1 protein-coding gene is annotated in these 2,330 nt (G+C 68.9%); it reads right to left on the reverse strand.

Annotated elements, in window-relative coordinates:
• On the reverse strand, window positions 1–2,315 hold a 2,315-nt coding region (locus tag I5M_RS24050), incomplete at its 3' end, for a 2Fe-2S iron-sulfur cluster-binding protein (protein WP_022723726.1).
• Window positions 2,316–2,330 lie beyond the last annotated feature (15 nt).

Consider the following 2,330-nt stretch of genomic DNA (forward strand, 5'->3'; position numbering starts at 1 on the left):
AGATCGCGGGCGCGGGGGCCGGCGACCGCGTATTGGGCCCATTGTTCGGTGACCGAGACGAGCTGGACATCGAGCTGCGACCACAGCACCTGGCGGGCGTGTTCGAGATGCTGCATCACCGCGCCGGCATTGGCGGTGGTGGTCGACATCATGAAGTGATCGTCGGCGAACCGCGCGCAGGTGCCGTCGTCGAAGGCGATGCCGTCTTCGCGCAGCATCAGGCCGTAGCGCACCTTGCCGACCGGCAGGGTCGAGAACGTGTTGGTGTAAATGCGGTCGAGAAATACGCCGGCATCGCTGCCCTGGACGTCGATCTTGCCGAGTGTCGAGACGTCGCACACGCCGACATTCGTCCGAGTCGCGCGGACCTCGCGGTTGACGGTCTGCAGCCAATCGGTCTCGCCGCTTTGCGCGAACCACTGGGCGCGCAGCCATTGCCCGGTCTCGACGAAGGTGGCGCCTTGCTGCTTCGCCCATTCGTGCCCGGCGGTGTAGCGCGTCGGCCGGAATTGCCGGCCGCGATGATGACCGGCGAAGGCGCCGATCGCGACCGGGACCTGCGGCGGCCGGAACATCGTGGTGCCGACCTGCGACATCGAGCGCCCGGTCAGCTTCGCCATGATGGCCTGGCCGTTGACGTTCGAGGTCTTGCCCTGGTCGGTGGCCATGCCGAGCGTCGTGTAGCGCTTCAAGAGTTCGACCGACTTGAAGCCTTCGCGCGCCGCCAGCGCGACGTCGGCGCTGGTGACGTCGTTCTGCAGATCGACGAAGGCCTTGGAGCGCGGCGTGGTGCCGGACCAGGTCGGCGTTGCGTTGGTGGGCTCGGGGTCGGTCGCGGGAATCTCGACGGCGTGCGGCTTGAGCCCGAGCGCTTCGGCGGCCGCCGCCCCGGCGGCAGCGCCCTCGACCAGCGCGTCAGTGAGGCCGAAATGTCCGGCGGCGGCGCCGACCGCCGTCATACCGGGCGGCAGCGTCGACGGCACGAAACTCGCCAGCGCCTCCGACCACTCGGGACGGCTGCCGAGATGCGTCGTCAGTCCGAGATTGGCGCCCCAACCGCCGGAGACCGCCAGCAGATCGACATCGAAGCGACTGATCTGTCCCTTGCCGTCACGTACCGTGATCCGCGACAGCCGCAAGCGGCCGGCGGTGTCGATTACTTCGGCGCCGACCACCACGCGAATTCCCGCCTGCTTGGCCTGCGCGATCAGATGCGGCGGCGGCTCGCCGCGGCTATCGATGATGACCGCGACTTCGACGCCGGCCGCAGCCAGATCGAAGGCTGTGGTCCAACCATCATCGCCGCAAGTGAACACAGCGGCGCGGCGTCCCGGTGCGACGGCGAAGCGATTCAGATAGGTGCGTACTGCCGAGGCCAGCATCACGCCCGGCCGGTCGTTGCCGCCGAACACGATCGGCCGCTCGATCGCGCCGGAAGCCAGCACGGCGCGGCGCGCGACGATTTTCCAGTAGCGCTGGCGCGGTTGATGCGGCGCCGGCACCGGCAGATGATCGCTGACGCGTTCCAGGGCGCCGTAAGTGCCGCCGTCATAGACGCCGAACACCGTGGTCCGGCGCAGCAGCCGCACGTTCGGCATGGCGCGGAGTTCGGCGACGACGTTAGTGGCCCATTCGGCGCCGCTCCGCCCTCCGACCTCGCGGCGATCGCCATTAAGTCGTCCCCCGATCACGAAATCCTCGTCGCACAGCACGACGCGTGCGCCGGCGCGGCCCGCCGCCAGCGCCGCCATCAGTCCGCCCGCGCCGCCGCCGATCACCAAGAGATCGCAGAAGGCGTGGCTCTTGTCGTAGCTGTCGGGATCGGCTTCGCCGCTGACGCGGCCGAGCCCCGCGGCGCGGCGGATCGCCGGCTCGTATACCTTCTCCCAGAAGGCGGCCGGCCACATGAAGGTCTTGTAGTAGAAGCCGGCGGCCAGGAATGGCGACAGCAGCGAATTCACCGACGCGACGTCGAACGCCAGCGACGGCCAGCGGTTTTGGCTGCTCGCCCGCAGTCCGTCGAACAGTTCGACCATGGTGGCGCGGGTGTTGGGCTCGCGCCTCGCGCCCTCGCGTAGCTCCACGAGCGCGTTCGGTTCTTCGGAGCCCGCAGTGAAGATGCCGCGCGGGCGGTGATATTTGAACGAACGGCCGACCAGCTTGACGTCGTTGGCGAGCAGCGCCGAGGCCAGCGTATCGCCGGCGAAGCCCGCGTAGTCGCGGCTGTCGAACGCGAACGACATCGGTTGGGTGCGATCGATCAGCCCGCCTGCCGCGAGCCGGGCCGAGGCTGCGCTATGTGCTGCGTCGGTCATGCGCGGTCACTCGCG

The organism is Rhodopseudomonas sp. B29 (assembly GCF_000333455.1).
Classification (GTDB): domain Bacteria; phylum Pseudomonadota; class Alphaproteobacteria; order Rhizobiales; family Xanthobacteraceae; genus Rhodopseudomonas.